The sequence below is a fragment of the Streptomyces sp. NPDC055506 genome, assembly GCF_053643595.1.
This window is the reverse complement of the sequence record NZ_JBSHKH010000008.1, coordinates 121,655-139,601: the sequence shown is the minus strand read 5'-3', so window position 1 is coordinate 139,601 and position 17,947 is coordinate 121,655. Positions and strand designations below refer to the sequence as shown.

The following is a 17,947-nucleotide window of genomic DNA, read 5'->3' as shown; positions in this document are numbered from 1 at the left end:
GAGGAGGGCGAGGCCATCCGCGACTTCGCCACCGGCGCCGAGGAACTCGCCCGCGAACTCAAGAGCCACCGCACCAGCACAACGAGCGGCGGCCGCGGCCCGTTTCGCATGCCGGACCGCCACCAGACTTCAGCCCAACAACCGACTCCTGGCCGACCGGCGAGGCTCTCGACGCCGCCGTGGGGCTCCCGGTCGAGGGCTGGCGCCTGCATGGGTGGTGAGGTTCTGTGCCGTCGCGTTGGCGCCCGCTTGGTCGGTCAGGCTCTCGGTGCCGTCGGGCCGCAATCGGCGAAGCCCTCAGCACCGCCGGACCGGCTCCCCGTCGATCAGCGTGTCCAACAGTCCCCCGAGCGCCGCACGCTGATCCTCCGCCAGCGGGGCGAGGATCTCCTCCGCGGCCGACCTGCGCGCAGCCCGCAGCTCGCGCAGCGCGCCCCGCCCGTCGGCCGTGAGCTCGATGCGGATCACCCGGCGGTTCGCCGGGTCCGGGACCCGCCGTACCTTCCCGCTCGCCTCCAGCGCGTCGACCAGCGTCGTCACGGCCCGGGGCACCACCTCAAGGCGCTCGGCGAGATCAGCCATGCGCGGTGGCGATCCCCAGTGCGCGAGAGTGCGCAGCAGCCGGGACTGGGCCGGGGTGATACCGAGGTCGCGCTGCTCCAGATGGCGCTTCTGGATGCGATGGACCCGGCGGGTGAGCCGCAGCAACTGCTCGGCGAGCAGACCGTCGGGATCGGGCGTGGTCATACGGGAACAATATCAGGATGCAGTTCATTGTGAGTATAGGTAACAATGAGCTACGATCCGACCCGCCCGGCGCCCGCCGGTGCCGTACCGCTCTCGAAGGAGCCCATGCCTCCCGACCACGAAACCCCCTGGACCCCACCCGACGGCTCGAAGGAACAGCCCCGGCAGGTCCGCCGCATCCTCAGACTCTTCCGTCCCTATCGCGGCCGCCTCGCGATCGTCGGCCTGCTCGTCGGTGCCGCCTCGCTGGTCTCGGTCGCCACGCCCTTCATGCTGAAGGAGATCCTCGACGTCGCGATCCCCGAGGGGCGCACCGGCCTGCTCAGCCTGCTCGCCCTCGGCATGATCCTCAGCGCCGTGCTCACCAGCGTCTTCGGCGTGCTGCAGACCCTGATCTCCACGACGGTCGGCCAGCGCGTCATGCACGACCTGCGCACCGCCGTCTACGGCCGGCTCCAGCGCATGTCCCTGGCGTTCTTCACGCGCACCCGCACCGGCGAGGTGCAGTCCCGCATCGCCAACGACATCGGCGGCATGCAGGCCACCGTCACCTCCACCGCGACCTCCCTGGTCTCCAACCTGACCAGCGTGGTCGCGACGATCGTCGCGATGATCGCCCTCGACTGGCGCCTGACCGTCGTCTCGCTCCTGCTGCTGCCGGTGTTCGTGTGGATCAGCCGCCGCGTCGGCAAGGAACGCCGGAAGATCACCACCCAGCGCCAGAAGCAGATGGCCACCATGGCCGCCACCGTCACCGAGTCGCTCTCCGTCAGCGGCATCCTGCTCGGCCGCACGATGGGCCGCTCCGACTCCCTGACGAAGTCCTTCGCCGACGAGTCCGAGGAACTCGTCGACCTCGAGGTGCGGTCGAACATGGCCGGCCGCTGGCGCATGGCCGTGATCACGATCGTGATGGCCGCCCTGCCCGCCGTCATCTACTGGACCGCGGGCATGGCCCTCCAGCTGGGCGGCCCCGAGGTCTCCATCGGCACGATCGTCGCGTTCGTCTCGCTCCAGCAGGGCCTGTTCCGCCCGGCCGTGAGCCTGCTGTCGACCGGCGTGCAGATCCAGACCTCGCTCGCCCTCTTCCAGCGCATCTTCGAATACCTCGACCTGCCCGTGGACATCACCGAACGCGCGGAGCCGGTCCGCCTCGACCGGGTCAAGGGCGAGGTCCGCTTCGAGAACGTCTCCTTCGGCTACGACGACAAGGGCGGCCCGGTCCTCGACGCCATCGACCTCACCGTCCCGGCGGGCAGCAGCCTCGCCCTCGTCGGCTCCACCGGCGCCGGCAAGTCCACGCTGGGCTATCTGGTGCCCCGGCTCTACGACGTGACCGGCGGCCGCGTCACCCTCGACGGGGTCGACGTCCGCGACCTCGACTTCGACACCCTGGCGCGCGCGGTGGGCGTCGTCTCGCAGGAGACGTACCTCTTCCATGCCTCGGTCGCCGACAACCTGCGCTTCGCCAGGCCCGACGCCACCGACGAGGAGCTGACCCGGGCGGCGAAGGCCGCGCAGATCCACGACCACATCGCGTCCCTGCCCGACGGCTACGACACCGTCGTAGGCGAACGCGGCCACCGCTTCTCCGGCGGCGAGAAGCAGCGCCTGGCCATCGCGCGCACGATTCTGCGCGACCCGCCGGTCCTCATCCTCGACGAGGCCACCAGCGCCCTGGACACCCGGACCGAGGCCGCCGTCCAGGAGGCCATCGACGCCCTGTCGGCCAACCGCACCACGCTCACCATCGCCCACCGGCTGTCCACGGTGCGGCATGCCGACCAGATCGTGGTGCTCGACTCGGGGCGCGCCGTCGAACGCGGCACTCACGAGGAACTCCTGGAGCGGGACGGGCGGTACGCGGCGCTCGTACGCCGGGATGCCCAACTGGAACCGACAAGCTGAAGATATGCCAGGTTTGTGACGAAATGCGGGTTACCGTGCCCGCATGCAGACGAACACTCCGCCACGGAGCCCCATGCGACTGACGCGCCGGGGCCGTATCGTCCTCGTCGCGACCGGAGCCGTCCTGGTCGGCACCGCCGTGGCGGTGCCGCTGCTGATCCTGGGGCCCGGGGACGGCGGCGGGCGGACCGCGACCCTGGTCATCCCGGAGGGCTGGCGCGCGAGCCAGGTCTACGCCGCCGTCGACAAGGCCCTCGCCCTGCCCGCCGGCAGCGCGAAGAAGTCCCTCGCGAAGGTCGCCACGAAACTGCCGGACGACGCCCACGGCAACCCGGAGGGCTACCTCTTCCCGGCGACCTATCCGCTCCCCTGGAAGACCAAGCCGGAGAAGCTCCTGGCGCGGATGGTCGACACCGCGAACGAGAAGTTCAACGGCGCGCCCATCGCCGCGGGGGCGCAGCGCAACGCGATGAACGTCTACCAGGCCGTCACCATCGCCAGCATCGTCCAGGCGGAGGCGGCCACCGCGTCCGACATGGGCAAGGTGGCCCGGGTCGTCTTCAACCGCCTCGAACGCGGTATGCCGCTCCAGATGGACTCCACCGTCAACTACGCGCTGGGCCGCTCCACCCTGCGGACGACCGAGAGCGACACCCGGATCGACAACCCCTACAACACGTACCAGCGCATGGGCCTGCCGCCCACACCCATCGCCAACCCGGGCGAGGAGGCGATGCGCGCCGCCGTCAACCCGCCCGCGGGCGACTGGCTGTACTTCGTCACGGTCCGGCCGGGCGACACCCGCTTCACCGCGGACTACGCGGAACACCAGCGCAATGTCGCGGAGTTCAACGCCGGGAGAAACAGCGCGGGTACAGCCGCCCCTTAGCGGCCCGGGATACGGGTCAGGTCACGCCGCGGCCGGCTCGAGCGTCAGCAGTCGCCTGATGTCGCGGACGGCCGCCCGGCCGGCCCGGTTGGCTCCGATCGTGCTGGCCGACGGTCCGTAGCCGACGAGGTGGATCCGCGGGTCGGCGACCGCGCGCGTGCCGTCGACACGGATTCCGCCGCCCGGCTCGCGCAGCCGCAGCGGGGCGAGGTGGTCGACGGCGGGCCGGAAGCCGGTGGCCCAGAGGATGACGTCGGCGTCGACGTGCCGGCCGTCCTTCCAGTCCACCCCGGTGGGCGTGATGCGGTCGAACATCGGCTGCCGGTCGAGCACCCCGTCCTTGATGCCCTGCCGGATCGCGTCGTTGAGCGGCAGCCCGGTGACCGAGACGACGCTCCTGGGCGGCAGCCCCTGCCGTACCCGCTCCTCGACCAGTGCGACCGCCGCCCGGCCCGCGTTCTCGTCGAACGGCCCTTCACGGAAGACGGGCGGGCGCCGCGTCACCCAGGTGGTGGACGCGGCGTACGCGGCGATCTCCAGCAGATGCTGGGTGCCCGACGCTCCGCCGCCCACCACGACGACCCGCTGCCCGGAGAACTCCTCGGGCCCGGGGTACCGCGCGGTGTGCAGCTGCCGTCCCCGGAAGGTCTCCTGGCCCGGATAGCGCGGCCAGAACGGCCGGTCCCAGGTGCCCGTCGCGTTGATCAGCGCCCGCGTCGACCAGGCACCGTCCGAGGTCTCCACCAGCAGCCGCCCGCCGGAGCCCTCACGTACGGCCCGTACGTCGACCGGGCGCCGAACCCGCAGGTCGAAGGTTCGCTCGTAGCGGTCGAAGTAGTCGCTGATCACCTCGGCGGACGGCCGCGCCGGGTCGGCGCCGGTGAGTTCCATCCCCGGCAGCGCGTGCATACCGTGCACCTTGCCGTACGTCAGCGACTGCCAGCGGAACTGCCAGGCGCCGCCGGGCCCGGGGGAGTGGTCCAGCACGACGAAGTCGCGGTCCGGCTCGAAACCGGCCCGCCGCAGGTGATAGGCACCGGCCAGACCGGCCTGACCGGCGCCTATGACGACCACCTCGACCTCGCGTGTGTTGTTCACGCTTCTACCAACCGCGCCGAAGACGGGGATCTTCCCGCACGGTCAGGTCAGGTCACGAGCCCTCCGACGGCCGGGGCGTCGTGGTCGACGGCGGCAGGCCGCCGTTGAACCGGGTGTCGGTGAAGTCGGCGAAGTCGACCTTGCGTGGGATGAGCTTCAACGCCGTGAACGTGTCGGCGATCTCCTGCTCGGAGGCGATCAGCGGCTTGTCGACGGCGACCTCGACCCGTGTGGTGTAGGTGCGCTTCACCGCCGCCAGTGCCACGTCCTCGGGGAGCCCGGTGTCCTTCGCCCAGACCTTCGCCCACTCGTCCTCGTGGTCGTACACCCACCTGTAGGCGCGCCGCAGCCGCTCCAGGTAGTCCTTGACGGCGGCGGCCTTCTTCTTGTCCTTCAGCGCGCCAGGTGCCGCGACCTGGAAGGTGAGCCCGTTGGTCACGCCGTCGCCGTCGGTCAGCACCCGTCCCTGCTTGGCCTTCAGGACCTGCGAGGTGTACGGGTCCCACACCGCCCAGGCGTCGACCTTGCCGGCGGTGAACGCGGCGAGCGCGTCGGCCGGCTGGAGGTACTTGACCTTGACATCGCTCAGCTTCAGCCCGACCTTCCTCAGGCTCGCGACCAGCTGGTAGTTCGCAGAGGACCCCTGGGCGACGGCGACCGACTTGCCCTTGAGCTGCGCGGGGTTCTTCAGGGACGAGTCGTTCGGGACGAGGATCGTGTCGCCCTTGGAGGTGCCGTGCCACGCGGCGACGACCTTGATCTTCGAACCCGCCCCGGCCGCGAACACCGGCGGGGTGTTGCCCACGCCGCCGATGTCGACTGCCTTGGCGTTGACGGCTTCCAGCAGGGGCGGACCGGAGGTGAACGTGGACCACTTGATCTTGTAGTCGAGATCCTCCAGTTCCCCGGCGGCCCGCAGGATGGCCTCCGAACCGCCCTTCTGGTCACCGACGTTGATCGTGACGTCGCCCTGGCCGTCGGTGCCGCCGTTCGAGGTACCGGCGGCCGAGTTCCCGCCGCAGGCGGAGAGCAGCAGGGCGAGGGGGAGGAGCAGGGCGGCGGGGACGAGGCGTCGTCGCATGGTGGTTCCGTTCGTGTGGGTCGTACGTGTCGTACGTGAGGTTCGCGGGGTGGGTCAGGCGGCTTCGGCGGCCGTCGCCTCGACGCCCAGGCGTTCGAGGAGTCCGGCGCGCAGCGCGGCGAACCGAGGGTCGGCGATGTCGCGGGGACGGTCGAGGTCGATGTGCTGCTCGTGGGCGATGACGCCGTTGTCCATCACCAGCACGCGGTCGGCGAGCAGGACGGCCTCCTCCACGTCATGGGTGACGAGGAGCACCGCGCACCCCCGGCGCTGCCACAACTCGCCCACCAGCCGCTGGGCCTTGATACGGGTGAGCGCGTCGAGCGCGCCGAACGGCTCGTCGAGCAGCAGCAGATCGGGCTCGCGCACCAACGCCCGTGCCAGGGAGGCGCGTTGGGCCTCCCCGCCGGAGAGGGTCTTGGGCCAGGCGTCCGAGCGGTGGCCGAGGCCGACCTCGTCGAGGGCCTGCTCGGCGACGGAGCGTTCGGGCTTGCCCGGCAGGCCGAGCAGGACGTTGCGCCACACCTTCTTCCACGGCATCAGCCGCGGTGCCTGGAAGGCGACGGCCTTGCGGCGCGGCACCAGGACGCTGCCCTCGATGTCGCGGTCGAGCCCGGCGAGGATGCGCAGCAGGGTCGACTTGCCGCAGCCGCTGCGGCCGAGCAGGGCCACGAACTCGCCCGGCCGGACGTCCAGTCGCAGGTCGTCGATGACGGCACGGCCGTCGAAGGAGCGGGTGAGCCCGTCGACGTGGACCGCCAGGGGGGTCACCGGCCGGTGAACGTCGGTCGCCATTGCAGCAGCAGCCTTTCGAGGGAGCGGACGATGAAGTCGGCCAGCAGGCCGAGGAAGGCGTAGACCACCAGGCAGACCACGATCACGTCGGTCCGCAGGAAGTCCCGCGCCTGCACCATGAGGAACCCGATGCCGGAGTCGGCGTTGACCTGCTCGGCGAAGACCAGCGCGAGCCAGGCGATGCCGAGCGAGTAGCGCAGGCCGGTCATCGCGCTCGGCAGCGCGCCCGGCAGCACGACATGCCGTACGAGACCCCACCGCGACAGTCCGAGGGACTCCCCGGCCTCGATCAACTGGGCGTCCACACCACGGATCCCGGCATAGACATTGAGGTAGAGAGGGAAGGTCACGCCGAGCGTGATGATGGCGACCTTGGGGGCCTCGCCGATGCCGAACCAGATGATGAACAGCGGGATGAGCCCCACGAACGGCACCGTCCGCAGCATCTGCACCGGCGCGTCCACCAGGTCCTCGCCGATCCTGAACAGGCCCGAGAGCAGGGCGAGTCCGGTGCCGACGAACAGACCGAACAGCAGCCCGCCAGCGACCCGCTGGAGCGAGGTGCCCATGGCCGCGGGCAGCGAACCGTCGGCGATCATGTCCCCGCCGACCTGGGCGATGCGGCCGGGCGAGGCGAGCACGTCCGGCGGCAACGCGCCTGTGGCGGCGAGGAGTTGCCACAACACCAGCAGCAGGACCGGGCCCGTGGTGCGGCGCAGCCAGCGGGGGACGCGGGTGCGGCTGGAGGAGGTGGGGACGAGGGGCTCGAGGTCGGGGGCGGATGCCGATTCAGGCGAAATATCGGGTGCCGAAGACCTCGGCGGGGCATGGCTGATGCTCATGAGGGGGCTCCACAGGGGGAGAGCGGGGGCCGTCACAGGCACGCCTCGTCATCGCCGCGCCCGGGGGATCAGGACGATCGGCGGGCAGGCGTGACGAGGGCGAGGCGAACGGAGAGTGCGGAGGAGAAAGGGCGTCAGCAGCCGCGGCGACACGCGGCGGAGGCCACCCGCAGCAGGTCGATGTGACCACGCGTGGTGAGCAGGGCTGAACGCAACATGCGGCTGAACCTAGCCAGGTGGCATGCGCACGGTCAATGGTGTCTCGTCCAGTGGACGCCGGTATCGCCACGCGGGCCGGCCTGCCCCGGTGCGCCCTCGCGGGTGCGTCAGGATGGGAGACATGTCAGATGTCTTCACCACCCGAGTCCTGAACATCACCTCCGGATCCACGGAGAAGGTCGTCGACATCACCGGCGACTGCGAGTCCTTCCTGCGCGAGGCGGCAGCAGGCCGCGACGGGCTCCTCAATGTTTTTGTGCCCCACGCAACCGCCGGGATCGCGGTTCTCGAGACGGGCGCCGGGAGCGACGACGATCTCCTGGCCGCGTTGCACACGCTGCTGCCCGCCGACGACCGCTGGCAGCACCGGCACGGCAGCCCCGGCCACGGCCGCGACCACGTCCTGCCCGCACTCGTCCCGCCCCACGCGACCCTGCCGGTACTGGACGGCCGGCTGGAGCTCGGCACATGGCAGTCGGTGTGCCTGGTGGACACGAACAAGGACAACCCGGAGCGGAAGGTGCGCTTGAGTTTCCTGGGCTAGGTGCCGCCTGCCCTGATTCCCGGGCCGGGTGCCGCCTGCCCTGACGGGCCAAGCGAATCGTGACTCATACCCGCAATGCCCGTATCCTCATCAATGCACGATTCTTTCCGATGAGCGGATTCATCGCAGGCGCAAGTGAGGCGAAGCGTGGTTCGGTCCGGCGAGGAACCCAAGCCGGCGGGACGTGCGACTGACGGCACGGGGCCCGCCCGTCCTCGCGAGCGGTTTCTCCAGGGCGAGTCCGTGGAGACGGGCGTACGGACGTCCATCCTGAACTCGTGGCAGCGCTGCCGGTCCCTGGGTCTGTCGGCGGACGAGTCCGACCTCCCTTACACGGAGGACTTCGACCCGGGGGGCCGTATCGTCCGCGCGGCCGTTCCCGTGCTGGACCGGCTGCAGTCCACCTTCTCCGGCAGCAAGGTCAACATCTCGGTCGCGGACGCGAACGGGACGGTTCTGCTGCGCCGCTTCGGCGACCCGGCGATGGCCAGGGACCTGCCGGACATCCAGCGGGTCCCCGGGTTCGTCTTCGCCGAGCAGGTCGCCGGCACGAACGGCATCGGTCTGGCCCTCGCGGAGCGGCAGCTCATCCGCGTCCACGGCGCCGAGCACTTCGCGGAGCGCGCCCAGCAGAGCGCCTGCGTCGCGCTGCCCGTCCGTGATCCGCTCAGCGGGCGCATCGAGGGCGTCCTGTGCTTCGGCTATCCGCGCGGCTTCGACCGCCCCGCGCTGGCCGCGGCGGTCCGCCGGGCGGCCGAGGTCATCGAGCAGCGGCTGCTCGGGCAGAGTTCCGCGCACGAGCGCGCGCTGCTGCGGGCGTATCTGGCCACCGGGGCCGAGACGGCCCTGGGCCTGCGCGGCGGCCTCGCGACGGGGGTGCCGGTCCATGAATTCCACCCTCGTGACCAGGCGATCCTGAAGGAAAAGGCGGCCGAGCTGATCTCCCGTGCCCAGCGGGCGGCGATCGACGTGACGCTGCCCGACGGCCGGCGGGTGACGCTCGTGAGCCGCCCGGTGACGAGCGCGTCCGGGGTGCAGGGCGTCGCCATCGAGGCGGTGCCGCACGACTCCCCGGTGAGCGGGTCCCTTCTCCTCCCGCATCAGGTCGACGAGCTGCCGGGCCTTGCCGCCGTCCCGGCCGCGCCCCTGGCCGCCCGGCCCTCGATCACCCTGCCGTCCGGGCACCTCGCCGCCGTGCCCGGCCCGGTCCTCGCGGCCGACGGCGGCGGGGGAGCAGCGGGTCCTGGCGAGGTCGTCACGGCCGACGGCGAACGCGGCACCGCAGGGCTCGGCGAGACCGCCACGGCCGCGCCGGGCGGGCCAGTCGCGGCCGACGGGGGCCGCGACGCCGTGGACGACGGCACCGAGGCGCCGTTCCCGGCCCGAGGGCTCGTGATGCTGGGGGAGCCGCACGTCGGGGCCTACGCCCTGGCCGCGCGCCGGCGACTGGAGCTGCTGTCCGAGGCCAGCGCCCGCATCGGCACCACCCTGGACGTGCGCCGTACCGCCGAGGAACTGGCCGAGACGGCGGTCCCGCGACTGGCCGACTTCGTCACCATCGACCTGCCCGACGCCGTCCTGCGTGGCGAGGAGTCCGCCGACCCCCTCGCCGACCTGCGCCGCACGGTGCTGCACGGAGTCCGGGAGGGCCTGCCCTTCACTCCGCCCGGCAAGCGGATCGACTTCGGTCCGACCTCGCCCCAGCTGCGCTGTCTGAACAGCGGCGAGGCGGTGCTGGAACCGGATCTGAAGGCCGCCGCGGGCTGGCTCGCCCAGGACCCCGAGCACACCGCGCGCCTGCTGGCCCACGTTCACTCGCTCATCGCGGTGCCCCTGCTCGCCCGCGGTGTCCTCCTGGGCATCGCCAGCTTCTACCGCGCCGGGAGCTCCTTCGGCGACGACGACTGTTCGCTGGCCCAGGAGCTCGCCACCCGCGCCGCCCTGTCCATCGACAACGCCCGGCGCTACACCCATGAACGCACCATGGTCCTGGCCCTCCAGCGCCGGCTCCTCCCGCACGGGCTGCCCGACCAGGACGCCGTCGAGGTCGCCCACCGCTATCTGCCCGCCGAGTCCGACGTGGGCGGGGACTGGTACGACGTCATCCCCCTCTCCGGTGCCCGCGTCGGGCTCCTCGTCGGGGACGTCGTCGGCCACGGCATGCTCTCCGCGGCCACCATGGGCCGGCTGCGCACCGCCGCGCGCAGCTTCGCCGAGCTCGACTTCCCCCCGGACGAGGTCCTCGTCCACCTCGACAACCTCGTGGGGCGCCTGGACCGGGAGGACCCCGACGGCCAGGGTGCCGGGGTCATCGGCGCGACCTGCCTCTACGCCGTCTACGACCCTGCCTCGCAGCGGTGCCTGATGGCCCGCGCCGGGCACCCACCGCCCGCGCTCGTCCACCCCGACGGCACCGTGACCTACCCCGACCTCCCGGCCGGGCCCCCGCTCGGGCTCGGGGGCCTGCCCTTCGACGCCGTCGAGGTCGACCTCCCCGAGGGCAGTCAGCTGGTCCTCTACACCGACGGCCTCATCGAGGACCGCAACCGGGACGTCGACGTGGTCCTGGAACAGTTGCGCATGGCCCTGGCCCACCCGGAGCGCGCACCCGAGGACACCTGCCAGGCGGTCCTGGACACCGTGGCGCCCGCGCACCCGCACGACGACATCGCCCTGCTCGTGGCCCGCGTCCACGCCCTGGACGCCGACCGGATCGCCGCCTGGGAGCTGCCCGCCGACCCGGCACTCGTCGGCGAGGTCCGGGCGGACGCCATGCGGCGGCTGGCCGAGTGGGGGCTCGAGGAGACCGCCTTCGCCGCGGAGCTGATCCTGAGCGAGCTGATCACCAATGCCATACGGCACGGGGCCGCGCCGATCCGGGTGCGGCTGCTGTACGGCCACGCCCTGATCTGCGAGGTCTCCGACGCCAGCAACACCGCTCCGCACCTGCGCCGGGCGGCGAGCACGGACGAGGGCGGACGCGGACTGTTCCTGGTCGCGCAGCTCTCACAGAGCTGGGGCACGCGCTACCTCCCGGAGGGCAAGGTCATCTGGGCCGAATGCGGGCTCGAGGCCGCGTGACGCGTCCGCGGCCCGTTGGAGCCGCAGCGCCTAGTGAAATGCCCGAAATGCTGTAATTTGATCGAGTGCGCGACGCTCCCGACACTCCGGCGAAGGCGGCTTCGCCCTTCGGGCCGGAGCCCTTGGTCCGAATCCGCGGGCTCAGCAAGCGGTTCGGCGGAACCGTCGCGCTGGCCGGGGTCGACCTGGATGTGCACGCGGGCAGCGTGCTCGCCCTCCTCGGGCCCAACGGGGCCGGAAAGTCCACGCTCATCAAGGTGCTCGCCGGAGTGCACCACGCCGACGCGGGGCAGATCACGGTGGCCGGGCAGCCGCTCGGCACGCCCGCCGCCTCCCGCGGGATGTCCTTCATCCACCAGGACCTCGGTCTCGTGGAATGGATGACGGTCGCCGAGAACATCGCCCTGACCACCGGGTACGGGCGCCGGACCGGGCTGATCTCCTGGCGCCGCACCCGGGGGCGCTGCGTCGACGCCCTGGGCGTCGTCGCCGTCCACCTGGACCCCGACGCGCCGGTCTCCGGGCTCGCGCCGGCCGACCGCTCGCTGGTCGCCATCGCCAGGGCCCTGGCGGCCCGCGCGAAGCTCATCGTCCTCGACGAGCCGACCGCCCGGCTGCCCGCCGCGGACAGCGCCCGGCTCTTCCACGTCCTGCACGACCTGCGCGACCGCGGCCACGCCGTCCTCTACGTCAGCCATCGCCTGGACGAGGTCTACCAGGTCGCCGACACCTTCGCCGTCCTGCGCGACGGCCACCTCGTCAGCCACGGCAGTCTGAGGGACCACAGCCCGGCCCGTCTGGTCCAGGACATCGTCGGCGAGGAGGAGTCCCTTGCCCCCCGCCCGGCCCCTGCTCTCCCACCCACGCCCCCGGCGGCAGGGGCACCGCCCGTTCTGGCCCTCGACTCCGTACGCACCCCCCTGGCCGGACCCGTCAGCCTGGAACTGGCGGGCGGGGAGGTCCTCGGGCTGGTCGGGCTCTCCGACGCCGGGCACACGGACCTGGGCCGGGCCCTCGCCGGCGACCGGCCGATCCTGGGCGGACGGGCCGTACTGCACGGACGCCCGTATCACCCCCGTACCGTCGCCGAGGCCGTCGCCCTCGGTGTGGGCTTCGTACCGGGGGACCGGCTCCGGGAGAGCTGCCTCGCCGAGTTGACCGTACGGGAGAACCTCCTGGCCAACCCGCGCGCGGGAGGCGGGGCGCCGCCGCACTGGATCGGGCCCCGGCGCGAACGCGCCACGGCCGCCGCTCTGATCGAACGGTTCTCGGTCCGCCCCCGCGACAGCGAGACCCCCATCGCCACACTCTCCGGCGGCAACCAGCAGAAGGTCATGATCGGCCGCTGGCTGCGCACGGAGCTGCGGCTGCTGATCCTCGAGGAGCCGACCGCCAGCGTGGACATCGGCGCCAAGGCCGCGATCCACCGTCTGCTCGACGAGGCCCTGGAAGCAGGCCTGGCGGTCCTGCTCCTGTCCACCGACTTCGAGGAGGTCGCGAGCGTGTGCCGGCGCACCCTGGTCTTCGTCCGCGGATCGGTGACGGCCGAACTCAGCGGCCGGGCACTCACCGTCGCCGGGCTCACCCGGGCCGCCTCGGCCATCCCTGCCTCCAGCGCCCCGACGCACCCATGACGACCCCCCGGACCCGACCGCGCAGACCGGGCGGACACCACATCGGCGCCTACGGCCTGCTCGGCCTCACCGCCGTGCTCTACCTGGTCTTCTCCCTCGCCCTGCCGAGCACCTTCCCCACCCTGGACACCCTCGACTCGATCCTGTCCAACCAGTCGATCCCCGCCGTCCTCGCGCTCGCCGCCATGGTCCCCATCGTCACCGGCGCGTTCGACCTCTCCATCGGCTACGGCCTCGGCCTGGCCCATGTGATGGTGCTGCAGCTCATCGTCAACGAGTCCTGGCCCTGGCCGCTCGCCTGTCTCACGGTGATCGCCGGAGGCCTGGTCGTGGGCGTCCTCAACGGCGTCATCGTCGAGTTCGGCCGCATCGACTCCTTCATCGCCACCCTCGGCACCGGCAGCATGCTGTACGCCGTGACCGGCTGGATCACCGACGGCAGCCGGATCGTGCCCGGTCCGCAGGGCCTCCCGCCCGCGTTCACCGACCTCTACGACTCCACGTTCCTAGGCCTCCCGGTGCCGGCCTTCTACGTGCTCGCCCTCGCCGGGATCCTCTGGCTGGTGCTGGAACGGCTGCCGCTCGGCCGGTACCTGTACGTCGTCGGGTCGAACCCGCGCGCGGCCGACCTGGTCGGCATCCCGACCCGCAAGTACACCGTCTACGCCTTCGCCGCCTCGGGGCTGATCGTCGGCTTCGCCGGCGTGCTGCTCGCGTCCCAGCAGCAGATCGGCAACCCGAGCGTCGGACTCGACTACCTGCTGCCCGCCTTCGTCGGCGCCCTCCTCGGCTCCACGGCGATCAAACCCGGCCGGCCCAACGCCCTCGGCACCGTCGTCGCCGTGGCCGTCCTCGCCGTCGGACTCACCGGCATCGCCCAGCTGGGCGCCGACTTCTGGACGGTCCCGCTCTTCCACGGCGGCACCCTGCTCATCGCCGTGGGCCTGGCCGGATACGCCGCCCGGCGCAGGCTGCGCGGCGGGGCCGCGGCGCGTGACTCGCCCGCGGCGCCGCCCCCGCCACCGCCCTCCCCGGCGCCCGGGACCGGAACGGCGGGCACACCTCCCTGACCCCCGGCACGTCCCGCCGCGCCGATCCCCTCACAGGAGCTTCCGTGCACCGCAACCACAAGCCCGCCCCCGCGGTCCGCACCGCGCGGCTCGCCTCCTGCGCCCTGCTGGCGACGGCGGCCGCCCTCGCCGGCTGCGAACGCGGTTCCTCGGACGGCGCGGACGAGACCGCCACGGGCCCGAGCGGCTGCCCTGCCGTCCACGCCAGAGCCCAGGCCGCCGTCACCCGGGCGGAGCGGACCGACGCCCCCTGGGGCGGTCCCACGAGCGGCCCCGCGGCGGTGTCCGGCAAGACGATCGTCTACGTCGCCCAGACCATGACCAATCCCGGCGTCTCGGGCGCCGCGAAGGGGGTGCGGGAAGCCGCGCGGGTCATCGGATGGGACGTCCGGGTGATCGACGGCGGGGGCACCCCGGCCGGTATCCAGGCGGCCATGAGCGAGGCCGTGGCCCTCCGGCCCGCGGGCATCGTCATCGGCGGGTTCGACCCCGACTCGACGGCATCGCAGGCCGCGCGGGCGAACGCGCAGGGCATCCCCCTCATCGGCTGGCACGCGGTCCCCGAGCCCGGCCCCAGCCGGCGGCCCGACCTCTTCACCAACGTCACCACCCGGGTCCAGGACGTGGCCCGCATCAGCGCGCAGTGGATCATCTCCGACTCGGACGGCCGCGCCGGGGTCGTGGTCATCACCGACGCCTCGATCCCCTTCGCCAGGAACAAGTCCGACCTGATCAGGAAGGAACTCGCCGCCTGCTCGGGCGTGAAGCTGCTCTCGGTCGAGAACATCCCGATCCCCGACGCGAGCAGTCGCACCCCGCGGGAGATCTCCTCCCTGCTCTCCCGGTTCCAGGACCGCTGGACCCACTCCGTCGCCATCAACGACCTGTACTTCGCCGACGCCGCCCCCGCCTTCCGCGCGGCAGGCGAGAAGGGCTCAGGGCCGCCCTTCAACATCGGCGCGGGCGACGGCGATCCGTCCGCCTTCCAGCGCATCAACAGCGAGCAGTATCAGGCCGCCACCGTGCCCGAGCCGCTCACCCTCCAGGGCTGGCAGATCGTCGACGAGTTCAACCGCGCCTTCGCGGACCGTCCGGCCAGCGGGTACACGGCCCCCGTCCACATCGCCACGGCCGGCAACAGCGAGGGCGCCACGACCTGGGACCCGTCGGGCTACCAGGAGGCGTACCGGAAGATCTGGGGGAAGTGACGGCCGGTCAGGGTGCCGATCCTTCACGGAACATGCACGGGACCTCGAGATCCCTTTAAGTTTCAAGGGCTAATCTCACCCTCAGTCGAGTGGCCGCCGGGGGTCGATCCGAGCGGGGCCCGTCCGCGGCGGCACTCGCACCCCCCCACCAGGCACAGGAGACTCGGTGTGTACGACGGCGACGTAGTGGTGATCGGCGGCGGCTACGCCGGTGTCCGGCTGGCGAAGCGGCTGGACGGCCTCGCCCGGGTCACGCTCGTGGACCGCAAGGAGGTCTTCTTCCACCGCGTCGCCTCCCTGCGCGCCGGTGTCCGCCCCGAGTGGACCCACACCCCCTTCATCCCGTACGACCGGCTGCTCGGCAACGGCAGGGTGGTCGCGGGCAAGTGCGTCCGCGTCGACACCGCCGAGCGTCAGGTTGTCCTCGCCACCGGCGAGCGGCTGCCCTACGACGTGGTCGTGATCGCCACCGGCGCCGACTACCCCGAGCCGGCCCGCTTCACCGGTACCACCACCGAGGAGGCGGCCAAGTCGTTCGCCGAACACCAGCGCAGCGTCGCCACGGCCGAACACGTCCTCGTCGTCGGCGGCGGCCCCGGGGGCGTCGAACTCAGCGCCGAGATCCGCCTCGCCCACCCCGACGCCCGGGTCACGCTCGCCCACTCCGGGCCGGCGCTCCTCGACTCCACGGGCAGCACCCGGCCCGGACGCAAGGCCCTGGCCTGGCTCGAGTCCCACGACGTCGAGGTACGGCTCGACACCTTCATGTCCCCCGGCAACGACTTCGGCACCTACCGCGACGCCCGCGGCGCCGTCCTCGAGGCCGACCTCTCCTTCTGGGCGACCGGCACCACCCCCAACACGCTCTGGCTCCGCCTGGCCGGACACGGCGACTGGCTCAACAGGGACGGACATGTCAAGGTCGACCGGACACTGCGCGTCGAGGGGAAGCTCGACGTGTTCGCCGTCGGCGACGTGAACGACGTCAGCGAACTCAAGATCACCCCCGCCGCCCTCGCCCAGGCGGACATCGCCGCCCACAACATCCGCGCCTACCTGCAGAGTTCCGGCAAGCACCGCAAGGAGCCACGCTTCTACCGGCCGATCCAGCGCACCCCGCTCATCGTGCCCTTCGGCCCGGCCGACGGACTGACCGTGCTGCCCGTACCCGGCGGCGAGTCCGCCGTCCTCGGCAGCCGCACCACCACCCTGGCCAAGGCGAAGACGCTCATGACGCCCTACATGCGCCGCCAACTCGGCTACACGGCGGCCTGATCCGGGGCGCGCCGCCGACAGGTCGCCCTCGTCACCCCACCCCCGGTCGTTACCCACGAGTTCTTCCTGGGGTAGGGTCCCCACCGTTTCCGGCTACCGGCTGATGGGGTGCCGGTACGGGGCGTGTCGGAGGGGTGGCAAGACGATGGAATCCCAGTGGGGTGACGGCGGATCCGTGGACCTGGACGACACGCGGCTGGAGACTTTGAGTCCCGAACCGCTGCTGACCCGGGACTACGAGACGCGTCCCTCGCTCGTGTACGAGCGGCTGAGGAACGAACACGGCCCGGTCGCTCCGGTCGATCTGCTGGGGGTGCCCGCCTGGCTGGTCCTGGGCTACCGCGAGTCGCTCCAGGTGCTCCAGGACAACGACGGCTTTCCCAAAGGGCTGGAGAACTGGCGGGCCCGCTCCGAGGGCAGGGTGCCGGCCGACTGGCCGCTCGGCCCGTCCCTGGAGGTCAACCACATCCTGATCCAGGGCGGCCCCGGCTACCGGCCGCTGCGGTCCGCGTGGGACGTGGCCCTCAAGCCGTTCCAGGACCCGCGCCACCCGCAGGCGAAGCGCCTGAAGTCCGCCGTCACCGCATACGCCGACGAGCTGATCACCCTGGTGGGACAGGGCGGCAGGACCGGTGTGGCGGACCTGTCGGCGCAGTTCTCCCGCCCGCTTCCGCTGATGGTGGCGAGCCATCTGCTCGGCTTCCCCGGCTCGCAGGGCGACGACGCGCTGATGGACATGTGGCGCGTGCTCGACGCGGGCCCGGACGCCGAGGCAGCGCTGGAGCGCCTGCTCGCGACCCTGGCGGAGCTGGCCGCGGGCAAGCTCCAGAAGCCGGGCGACGACTTCCCCTCGTACCTGCTGGCCGCGCACCCGGACCTGTCCCTCGACCATCTCGCCCGCGAACTCTTCATGCTGCTCGGCATGACCTCCGACCATGTCGGCATCCTCATCTCCAACACCGTCGTCGAGGTCATCTCGGGGGAGGGCAGCGTGCGCGCCAGCCTGTCCGCCGGGATGGTCAGGGAGACCATGAACCGGGTGGTCATGCGCAAGCCACCCCTGGTGAACTTCGTCCCGCGCTTCGCGGCCCAGGACACCCCGCTCGGCAACTACACGATCCGGGCCGGCGACCCGGTCTGGGTCTCCCCGGGCGCCGCGCACGCCGACCCGCTCTTCGCCGACCACGTCGCCTCCGGCACCACCATCAGCACCCGGGCGCATCTGTCCTGGGGAGCCGGCCCGCGCCAGTGCCCGGCCCGGGAACTCGCCTCGACGGTCGCGGCGGCCGGTGTGGGCCGCCTCTTCGAGCGGTTCGACCACCTCGACCTCGCCCTGCCCGCCGACCAACTGCCCTGGCGTTCCTCCCCGTTCATGCGGGGCCTGCGCTCGCTGCCCGTGCGGTACGAACTCGCCTCGGCGCCCGCGCGGCCGACGGCGGACGACCCCGCGCCGGGGGCGGCGGAGGAGGTCCTGCCGGACCCGTCCGCCCGGCAGCGCTCCTCGCTGTGGCGCTATCTGACGGGCCTGATCCGCGGCGGCCGCTGACGGGGAGGGT

Annotated in this window: 15 protein-coding genes; 9 read left to right on the top strand and 6 right to left on the bottom strand. The window is 72.1% G+C overall.

The window, feature by feature from the left end; translation table 11 throughout:
- Positions 1-297: 297 nt before the first annotated feature.
- Positions 298-747, bottom strand: coding sequence for a MarR family winged helix-turn-helix transcriptional regulator (locus ACWIF2_RS05735; RefSeq protein ID WP_454358794.1), 450 nt, complete (start codon positions 745-747; stop codon positions 298-300).
- Between the two features lie 105 nt (positions 748-852).
- On the opposite strand from ACWIF2_RS05735, the gene ACWIF2_RS05730 reads away from it, so the two are divergent.
- Together ACWIF2_RS05730 and mltG are read left to right on the top strand one after the other, a co-directional pair.
- The gene (locus ACWIF2_RS05730) at positions 853-2,655 is read left to right on the top strand and encodes an ABC transporter ATP-binding protein (protein ID WP_454358793.1); all 1,803 of its coding nucleotides are present in this window, start codon (positions 853-855) and stop codon (positions 2,653-2,655) included.
- A 43-nt stretch (positions 2,656-2,698) separates the two neighbouring features.
- A complete protein-coding gene (gene mltG / locus ACWIF2_RS05725; protein WP_454358792.1) occupies positions 2,699-3,544 on the top strand; it encodes an endolytic transglycosylase MltG in 846 nt (281 codons plus the stop codon).
- Between the two features lie 21 nt (positions 3,545-3,565).
- Here mltG and ACWIF2_RS05720 read toward each other — a convergent pair whose 3' ends face one another.
- The 5 genes from ACWIF2_RS05720 to ACWIF2_RS05700 all read right to left on the bottom strand — a co-directional run bounded on the left by ACWIF2_RS05720 (position 3,566) and on the right by ACWIF2_RS05700 (position 7,578).
- Positions 3,566-4,642 carry an NAD(P)-binding domain-containing protein gene (locus ACWIF2_RS05720; RefSeq protein WP_454358791.1) on the bottom strand — a complete coding sequence of 359 codons (1,077 nt, stop codon included), beginning with the start codon at positions 4,640-4,642 and terminating at the stop codon, positions 3,566-3,568.
- A 52-nt stretch (positions 4,643-4,694) separates the two neighbouring features.
- Positions 4,695-5,723, bottom strand: a complete 1,029-nt coding sequence (locus ACWIF2_RS05715) for an ABC transporter substrate-binding protein (protein ID WP_454358790.1) — start codon at positions 5,721-5,723, stop codon at positions 4,695-4,697.
- Positions 5,724-5,777: 54 nt separating this feature from the next.
- The gene (locus tag ACWIF2_RS05710) at positions 5,778-6,518 is read right to left on the bottom strand and encodes an ABC transporter ATP-binding protein (protein WP_454358789.1); all 741 of its coding nucleotides are present in this window, start codon (positions 6,516-6,518) and stop codon (positions 5,778-5,780) included.
- Entirely contained in the window at positions 6,491-7,360 is an 870-nt protein-coding gene (locus tag ACWIF2_RS05705; protein WP_454358788.1) for an ABC transporter permease, read from the bottom strand. Before ACWIF2_RS05705 ends, ACWIF2_RS05710 begins: the two co-directional genes overlap by 28 nt.
- Positions 7,361-7,494: 134 nt before the next feature.
- Positions 7,495-7,578 carry a putative leader peptide gene (locus ACWIF2_RS05700; protein WP_349817350.1) on the bottom strand — a complete coding sequence of 28 codons (84 nt, stop codon included), beginning with the start codon at positions 7,576-7,578 and terminating at the stop codon, positions 7,495-7,497.
- A gap of 122 nt (positions 7,579-7,700) precedes the next feature.
- Here ACWIF2_RS05700 and ACWIF2_RS05695 point away from each other — a divergent pair, with 122 nt between their 5' ends.
- The 7 genes from ACWIF2_RS05695 (at position 7,701) to ACWIF2_RS05665 (ending at position 17,937) form a co-directional block, all read left to right on the top strand.
- Positions 7,701-8,123, top strand: coding sequence for a secondary thiamine-phosphate synthase enzyme YjbQ (locus ACWIF2_RS05695; protein WP_454358787.1), 423 nt, complete (start codon positions 7,701-7,703; stop codon positions 8,121-8,123).
- Positions 8,124-8,270: 147 nt separating this feature from the next.
- Complete coding sequence (locus tag ACWIF2_RS05690; RefSeq protein ID WP_454358786.1) at positions 8,271-11,204, top strand: SpoIIE family protein phosphatase; 2,934 nt, start codon at positions 8,271-8,273, stop codon at positions 11,202-11,204.
- Positions 11,205-11,269: 65 nt separating this feature from the next.
- A complete protein-coding gene (locus ACWIF2_RS05685; RefSeq protein ID WP_454358785.1) occupies positions 11,270-12,838 on the top strand; it encodes a sugar ABC transporter ATP-binding protein in 1,569 nt (522 codons plus the stop codon).
- Positions 12,835-13,908 (top strand): ABC transporter permease, encoded by a 1,074-nt coding sequence (locus tag ACWIF2_RS05680; RefSeq protein WP_454358784.1) that lies wholly within the window; start codon positions 12,835-12,837, stop codon positions 13,906-13,908. The genes ACWIF2_RS05685 and ACWIF2_RS05680 overlap by 4 nt, the downstream gene beginning before the upstream one ends.
- 44 nt (positions 13,909-13,952) lie before the next feature.
- Complete coding sequence (locus ACWIF2_RS05675) at positions 13,953-15,116, top strand: substrate-binding domain-containing protein (protein WP_454358783.1); 1,164 nt, start codon at positions 13,953-13,955, stop codon at positions 15,114-15,116.
- Between the two features lie 168 nt (positions 15,117-15,284).
- Positions 15,285-16,391, top strand: coding sequence for an NAD(P)/FAD-dependent oxidoreductase (locus ACWIF2_RS05670; RefSeq protein WP_454358782.1), 1,107 nt, complete (start codon positions 15,285-15,287; stop codon positions 16,389-16,391).
- 145 nt (positions 16,392-16,536) lie between these two features.
- On the top strand, positions 16,537-17,937 hold the full coding sequence (locus tag ACWIF2_RS05665) for a cytochrome P450 (protein WP_454358781.1): 1,401 nt from the start codon (positions 16,537-16,539) through the stop codon (positions 17,935-17,937).
- The last annotated feature ends 10 nt before the right edge of the window (positions 17,938-17,947 follow it).

Excerpts from the sequence above, each read along its gene's own strand:
- ACWIF2_RS05700 (WP_349817350.1), bottom strand. The coding sequence starts at position 7,578 with ATGTTGCGTTCAGCCCTGCTCACCACGCGTGGTCACATCGACCTGCTG.
- ACWIF2_RS05680 (WP_454358784.1), top strand. The coding sequence starts at position 12,835 with ATGACGACCCCCCGGACCCGACCGCGCAGACCGGGCGGACACCACATC.
- ACWIF2_RS05715 (WP_454358790.1), bottom strand. The coding sequence starts at position 5,723 with ATGCGACGACGCCTCGTCCCCGCCGCCCTGCTCCTCCCCCTCGCCCTG.
- ACWIF2_RS05705 (WP_454358788.1), bottom strand. The coding sequence starts at position 7,360 with ATGAGCATCAGCCATGCCCCGCCGAGGTCTTCGGCACCCGATATTTCG.
- mltG (WP_454358792.1), top strand. The coding sequence starts at position 2,699 with ATGCAGACGAACACTCCGCCACGGAGCCCCATGCGACTGACGCGCCGG.
- ACWIF2_RS05695 (WP_454358787.1), top strand. The coding sequence starts at position 7,701 with ATGTCAGATGTCTTCACCACCCGAGTCCTGAACATCACCTCCGGATCC.
- ACWIF2_RS05710 (WP_454358789.1), bottom strand. The coding sequence starts at position 6,518 with ATGGCGACCGACGTTCACCGGCCGGTGACCCCCCTGGCGGTCCACGTC.
- ACWIF2_RS05665 (WP_454358781.1), top strand. The coding sequence starts at position 16,537 with ATGGAATCCCAGTGGGGTGACGGCGGATCCGTGGACCTGGACGACACG.
- ACWIF2_RS05735 (WP_454358794.1), bottom strand. The coding sequence starts at position 747 with ATGACCACGCCCGATCCCGACGGTCTGCTCGCCGAGCAGTTGCTGCGG.
- ACWIF2_RS05730 (WP_454358793.1), top strand. The coding sequence starts at position 853 with ATGCCTCCCGACCACGAAACCCCCTGGACCCCACCCGACGGCTCGAAG.